Origin of the sequence: uncultured Nonlabens sp. (genome assembly GCF_947495285.1) — a bacterium.
Classification (GTDB): domain Bacteria; phylum Bacteroidota; class Bacteroidia; order Flavobacteriales; family Flavobacteriaceae; genus Nonlabens.
The window spans coordinates 1-6,831 of record NZ_CANLXZ010000054.1; the positions used below are offsets into that span (position 1 = coordinate 1).

The 6,831-nt window shown below is 33.5% G+C and carries 8 protein-coding genes; 1 reads left to right on the plus strand and 7 read right to left on the minus strand.

Going from position 1 to position 6,831, the window contains the following annotated elements; all coding sequences use genetic code 11:
• The first annotated feature begins 423 nt into the window (after positions 1–423).
• Positions 424–597 (plus strand): transposase, encoded by a 174-nt coding sequence (locus tag Q0838_RS14430; protein ID WP_366942061.1) that lies wholly within the window; start codon positions 424–426, stop codon positions 595–597.
• 207 nt (positions 598–804) lie between these two features.
• Here Q0838_RS14430 and arsB read toward each other — a convergent pair whose 3' ends face one another.
• The 7 genes from arsB to rnpA all read right to left on the minus strand — a co-directional run bounded on the left by arsB (position 805) and on the right by rnpA (position 6,701).
• Positions 805–1,836, minus strand: coding sequence for an ACR3 family arsenite efflux transporter (arsB, locus tag Q0838_RS13875; protein WP_298956399.1), 1,032 nt, complete (start codon positions 1,834–1,836; stop codon positions 805–807).
• Between the two features lie 4 nt (positions 1,837–1,840).
• Entirely contained in the window at positions 1,841–2,452 is a 612-nt protein-coding gene (locus Q0838_RS13880; protein WP_298956403.1) for a protein-tyrosine-phosphatase, read from the minus strand.
• A gap of 15 nt (positions 2,453–2,467) precedes the next feature.
• Complete coding sequence (locus Q0838_RS13885; RefSeq protein WP_298956405.1) at positions 2,468–2,941, minus strand: DUF6428 family protein; 474 nt, start codon at positions 2,939–2,941, stop codon at positions 2,468–2,470.
• Positions 2,942–2,991: 50 nt separating this feature from the next.
• A complete protein-coding gene (locus Q0838_RS13890; protein WP_298956408.1) occupies positions 2,992–3,324 on the minus strand; it encodes a metalloregulator ArsR/SmtB family transcription factor in 333 nt (110 codons plus the stop codon).
• A gap of 57 nt (positions 3,325–3,381) precedes the next feature.
• A complete protein-coding gene (locus tag Q0838_RS13895; RefSeq protein ID WP_298956410.1) occupies positions 3,382–4,467 on the minus strand; it encodes an OmpA family protein in 1,086 nt (361 codons plus the stop codon).
• Positions 4,467–6,110, minus strand: a complete 1,644-nt coding sequence (locus Q0838_RS13900; RefSeq protein ID WP_298956412.1) for a S41 family peptidase — start codon at positions 6,108–6,110, stop codon at positions 4,467–4,469. The genes Q0838_RS13895 and Q0838_RS13900 overlap by 1 nt, the downstream gene beginning before the upstream one ends.
• A gap of 219 nt (positions 6,111–6,329) precedes the next feature.
• The gene (gene rnpA, locus Q0838_RS13905; RefSeq protein ID WP_298956414.1) at positions 6,330–6,701 is read right to left on the minus strand and encodes a ribonuclease P protein component; all 372 of its coding nucleotides are present in this window, start codon (positions 6,699–6,701) and stop codon (positions 6,330–6,332) included.
• Positions 6,702–6,831 lie beyond the last annotated feature (130 nt).

Sequence of the window (6,831 nt, forward strand, 5' to 3'; positions counted from 1 at the left end):
GTTTTGAGTTCTGTAATTGATTCTTTGATATCTAAATATGCTGTTCTTCCCATACATAAATATACAAAAAATATATGGCGTTATAAAACTATATTGGTATTATAAGAAGGATAATGAATCTGAAAACGCTTTCTTAATAACCACTTTATACTCAAAAAAACAATATAGTAAGTATAAAAAGGACAGTAGCAACCATGTAAACCTTTTCATTTTAAGAAAGCTCGATTTAGATGAATATACCCTTTAGGAAAGTCTTTAATAGAATCAAGAGTAAAGGTAGTAGTAACCAACTAAAAAACCTTTTATACTACCTATCGATATGGTAAGTACTTATCTGTATAAATAAGACTCCTTTGTTTGATATATAAATGCAGTAGACCTGTAACTTTTAAAGATTAGCTAAAAGAATTTAAAATAACGGTCATAGATAACACAGGGTTTCATTCTACAAAAAATATAGATATACCAGAAAACATATACCTATTGAGGATACCGTCATATAACCCAGAACTCAATGCATGGGAAGAAATAGGGCAAAAATTGAAGAAGGAATGCGAGAATCAGAGATTTACATCAATGAATTCTCTCAGAGAATAGTTGTCTGAATTTGTAGACATTAAATCAACCACAAGAAACCATCATTACCTAAAAACTTTTAATGCAAGGCTCAAAACTAAATAAGATACTAGAGCTATTATTTTGAAGTAAATTTTCAGTTTTAAATAGTAATTTATTCACCGTAAATATGCGGCAAATAAGGTTTTTATTCACCGCAAAATATGTTATCTAAATTTTAAAAAGTTTCTAATAATACTTCTTCTTTAACCAGAAAGCTACTCTGACTAGTAATATTAATGCTGGAACTTCTACTAGAGGCCCGATGACACCGGTAAATGCCTGACCAGAATTGAGTCCAAAAACAGCAATAGAAACAGCAATAGCAAGTTCAAAATTATTACCGGCTGCGGTAAATGCGATAGCTGCATTTTCACTATAACTTGCACCGCGATATTTACTGATAAAGAACCCTATTAAGAACATAACTATAAAATAGATCATTAATGGAACAGCTATTAATAGTACGTCAAATGGTATTTGAACAATTAACTCACCTTTTAATGAAAACATTAAAATGATAGTAAGCAATAATGCGATTAAGGTAATAGGTGAAATAGCTGGTATATAAACATTTTCATACCAGTCTTTTCCTTTGGTCTTTACTAAAAAATAACGACTTAGTACACCCATAAGAAATGGAATACCTAGGTAAATAGCAACACTCTCTGCAATGGTAGGTATAGAGATATCTACTATCGCACTATCAAACCCAAAATAAGGTGGCAACACGGTTATAAACAACCAGGCATAAAAGGAGTAGGCAAAGACTTGAAAAACGCTGTTTAAAGCTACTAATCCTGCACCATATTCTGGAGAACCTTCTGCAAGGTCATTCCATACCAGTACCATCGCTATACATCTGGCTAGACCTATTAAAATAAGACCTACCATATATTCTGGATAATCATGTAAGAAGATTAATGCGAGTACAAACATCAATACCGGTCCTATAATCCAGTTGAGTAATAAAGAGATGCTTAGAACTTTAGTATTCTTAAAAACTTTAGGCAACAATTTATAGTCTGCCTTTGCGAGTGGTGGATACATCATTAATATCAACCCTATCGCTATAGGAATATTAGTTGTTCCAGAACTCATAGAGTCTATAGAGCTAGCAATATTAGGAATGGCATAACCTAAACCTACACCTATAGCCATGGCTAGAAATATCCAAAGCGTTAAATACTGATTAAGGAAGCTTAATTTTTTAGCACTCATAACTTTACTTTATTTGAGAGAATACATATTTTAACTCTGTAGCTATTTCTAGGCTTTTTAATCTATAGACTTCATCCTGTTGTGGTGTACCGTCAGAGTTTTTAGGATCTTCATAAGTCACTGCAACACGTTGATTTGCGCCAGGTATAAAAGGACATCCTTCATTTGCACTATCGCAAGTCATAACCGCTGCAAAATCACTTTCTGGGTTATCGATATCATCATATATTTTAGAAAAACATAGTACAGGATCGCAGTCTTCATCAAAGTAAACGGTATACAAAGGATTTTTTCCTTCTTCAATAACCTCTATTTGAAAACCTTGATTTTTTACAGTTTCTACTATTTTAGGAAAAACCGCCGTTGCTTCTGTCCCACCAGAATAGGCTTTTAAATTTTCAATTTGGTAAAAATTAGCTAGCGTTTGTGCCCATATCTGTCCTAGATGACTTCTACGTGAGTTGTGGGTACAAATAAAATTGAGGTTAATAGAATCGTTTTGATTTACCTTTTGTTGTATATACTCGCTTAACTTAGCAAGAATTTTCTTGCGCGGTTCTGTGATAGTTGCTGTATCTAGCGTATTTATGGTATTTTCTATAGAAGTAAATGTCATGACTATTTTTATAAATTAACAACATCCAGATCCAGGTGCGCAAGAATTTTGTGCTTCTGTTTGTACATCTATTAGTTTTAATTTTTGTTTTTCTTGTGGTATACCGCAAGCATCTTTTGCTAGGCAGTCAGTTAGTTTATTAGTTAATAAGAATGATGTACCATCAAATGCTATCCCATATTTACCTATGGTACCAGCCTGGTACTCTACCTCTATCTCTGTATCTGGTAGCCCTAGTTTACTTTGAGAAAGCTCGATAATAGAAACCAGTTTTTCTGGGTGCAGTCTATGATCATAATCATTTGCTTCCCATAGCTGAAAGTTAACTACAGTTTCTAAGCGCTCTGTACCACCACAGTCTATAAAATGTTTAACCACTTTACCTACCTCTGTAACGTGAAAATGTGAAGGAACTAAGCTACCATCTGGCAGTTGAAAACTTATCGTTTTTAGGCCTGCAAGTACTGTTTTAAATTCTGATATTTTCATGATCTTATTTTTATATATTGTAATATTACGATTAATAAAAGTAAATTTTTTTAGCAACAATTATCTATATGTCTAGTATCGAGGTCTAGAATAGTAGAAAGCGTATTTTTCATTAATAGCCAGTTATCGTGATGGATACAATAACATACACTCGTACCTTCTACATTACCTTTTATTAAACCTACTGTTTTTAATTCTTTTAAATGTTGTGATATTGTGGGTTGTGCTAGACCTATTTTACTTACTATATCACCGCACACACAAGAATCTATAGAGAATAGATATTCTAAAATAGCTATTCTAGCAGGGTGCGCAAGAGCTTTGGCCATGCGCGCCACTTGATTTTGCTTTTCGGTAAATTTTTCTGTTTTAGTAACTCCCATACTATTAATCGTAAAATTACGATATATAAACTAATTAGTTGTAAAATATTTTAAAATTTACTGTCCGTCTATTTTAGTAATAAACAATTCTACTCTACGGTCTAACTTATCAATGCCGCCCAATGGCTTAGTACGACCGAATCCTTTATATTTCATTCTATTATATGTGACGCCACTTTTCTTAAGAATAAAAAAGATAGCCTTTGCTCTATCATGGGATAGGTTAGACTTTTTTGTGTCTCTATTATAAGCATCTTTATAAACAGGGTTGATACAACACACATGACCGTGTATTTCAAAATGTATGTCTTTACGAGCTACAAGGATTTCTGCAACACGATCTAGAAGCGGTTGCGATTCTTCTAGAATAGTAGATCTTCCTTTGTAAAACAATATATTTTCCAACCTAATAACTTGACCTTTTTTAAGGTTTTTACTCAATAGAGATTTAAATGGATCTTGTGTATTATCCACTGGTGTGTCTAGTTTTGTAGGTATATCGAGATATTCATCTTTTCCTATAACAGGTATTACCGGTGTAGGTTCTTTTATATGTTCTTGAGGTAATATTTTAGAATTATTTGATATGGGAATAGTGACGTTGCTTTTTTCATTTTTTAGGACAGCATTTACCACTTTCTTCTCATAAGTTTTTATCTGTGCAGCCTCATTAGTAGTAAGATCACTTTTATTTATTTTTTTGATTTCTAGACGTTTGCTTATACTTTGTTTAAGCGAGAATATAATATCTACCCTGCGATTTTGTGCTCGCTCATCTTCTATGGATAACTTTTCAGAACCTTCTTCTAGTGCTACCTCTCCACGACCTTCTATGGTTTTAGAAATATGTTCTATAGTAATAGAATGGTCTTGTAACCATTTAGAAACGGTTTCTACACGTCTATTAGAAAGATCTAGGTTATATTTATAAGAACCACGATCGTCACAATAACCTAATATTTTTACATCTAGGAGTGGTTTATATAAAAGGTCATCAAAGAAGGAATTGAGTTGTTTTCCCTCGGTAAAAGCAAACTTATCTTTATCTAGATCAAAGTATACAGAATGCGTTTCTGTAAGTTGGCCTGTGCTTACTAGGCCTAGAAATAAAAGAAATGGAGTTACTATTTTTCTAAAATTCATTATTTAAGTATGCGATTGTATTTTGCCTCATCATTAAGGACTTCTATGGCTGCTTTTATTTCTGGATTGTATTTGATCTGGTACTTATAAAGACCTTCTTTATAGAAGTATCTTTTCACAATCTCATCGGTAAGGAGGCTTTTAATTTCGGCTTTTTTATCTATTACCTCTTTCTTTTTTGCTGTCTTGATGTTTTCTAGCATGATCTCATAAGAGTTCTTAATATCATCATCTAGTTCTTCATTTGCTGCTGTTTGGTACGCTTTCGCGAAAGCGGACTCTGTAACCGTCTCAAATTCAAAACCACGTTTTTCTATCCACATTACAAACTCTTGAAAATCTGCATCGGTAAACTGAATATCGTCCATAGAATTAAATTGATGCTTATAATAGTACTCTGTAGCATAATCAAATATGGAATTTTCTTTAAGAAGTGCTGTGGTAATAGGTGAGTACACTGCAGACTCTATATTAACGTCTGGTTCTACACCACCACCATCATAAACCGTACGACCACTATTTACGGTCTTAAAGGCTTTATAATCTTCTTTTTTAGTACGTACAGCATCTCCATTTTCATCACGATTCCAGTAATCTAGTGCCTGTATGCAACGACCACTAGGTGTGTAATATCTAGAAATGGTAATCTTAACCTGTGTACCATAAGAAAGTGGTTTAGGACGTTGTACAAGTCCTTTACCAAAACTTCTTGCGCCTATAACCACACCGCGATCATAATCTTGTATGCTACCACTTACTATCTCACTAGCACTGGCACTGCGACCATTAATAAGTACGGCTACTTTCATACCTTCAAATTCTTCATTGCGCTTAGTAAGATATGTTTTATTATATTTAGAAACAACAGATTGTGTACTGGTAATTAGTTTCCCTTTAGGAATAAAAAGGTTAGATACATTTACGGCCTCACTTAATAAACCACCTGGATTACCTCTTAAATCAAGAATAACTTTATTAGCACCTTTTTCTTTTAATTCTTTTATAGCAGCCTTAGTCTCTCTAGATGCTTTTTGATTAAATTTAGATAGGACTACATAGCCTATTTCTGGTGTTGCCATTTCATAAAATGGTACGGCATTTACTTCTACACCTTCTCTTTTAAGTATTGCGGTTTTATTTTTTCCCTGACGTGTGTAGGTAATACGAAGCTCTGTCCCGGCAGATCCTTTTAATAAATCACCGGCGTTTTCTTTATAATCTTTAATCTTTATACCATCTATTTCTATGATGTCATCACCTGCTTTAAGTCCAGCTTTATCTGCAGGATAATCTTTCCATGGCTCTATTATGGTAATTTTATCTTCTTTGGTACGCACGTTTGCACCTATACCGGTGTAAGAACCGCGACGATTTATTTTAGATTTTTCTACCTCTTGCTCTGTCCAGTAAACGGTATAGGGATCTAGTCCTTCTAGCATTCCTTCTATGGCATTATCCATAAGGTCTGCTGGGTTTGTGTCGTCTACATAATTCATATTGATCTGTTTATACATTTCTGTAAAAATCTCAATCTGTTTTGCTATCTCAAAAAAATCGTTTTGAAAACTAGCTGTAGTAAGTAATAATCCAGCTGCAGCAATAGGTAGTAGGATCTGTCTTTTTATATCAATCTTTTGACTCATCATTTTTATTTGTGGCTCATGTATGGTGCATTAAATATAGGATAAATAGTAAGAAACACCATATTAATTACTAACCACACTTATTTTAAACAATTGTACGCAAGGTTAGTGCCAGTTTTAGAGGATGAGATATGGGGTAAAGTTATCGTTTCTGAGTGTGCTCCAACTGAGCTTCAGACATTTTTATTATTAGTCTTTTATTTTTTACTCTCAATAATCTTACACAGCAATTTTCTTAGCTAACTCCTTCAACAGCTTTTTAGTAAGCTGCTCGATATATTCATGGTCAGGCATTTTACCAGATTGAAATATAAACATAGCCTTTAAATGGAGGCCATTTGTTACCGGTAATAATTCTTGGTGCAGTCTATAAGATTCACGCATTAATCGTTTTACACGATTGCGGTCTACGGCACTTTTAAAGAAACGTTTTCCTACGCTCACTCCTACTTGATGTTGTGTCGCTGTAGTAGGTTCTATAAAATAAACGACACGCAAAGGCCCTTTTCTCAATGATTTTCCATCACTGAAAATTAAGTCTGTAGCCTTTTTGCTTTTTAATTTTTTATTTCTGCCTAGGGTGAGCTTCATGGTGGTGCAAAGATAGTCTTTGAGTTTGTTAATGGGTGAATGGATAAGATGGTTTAATACCAATATAGTTATATAATGTCATTTATTTTTTGTATATTTATGTATGGGAAGAACAGCATATTTAGATATC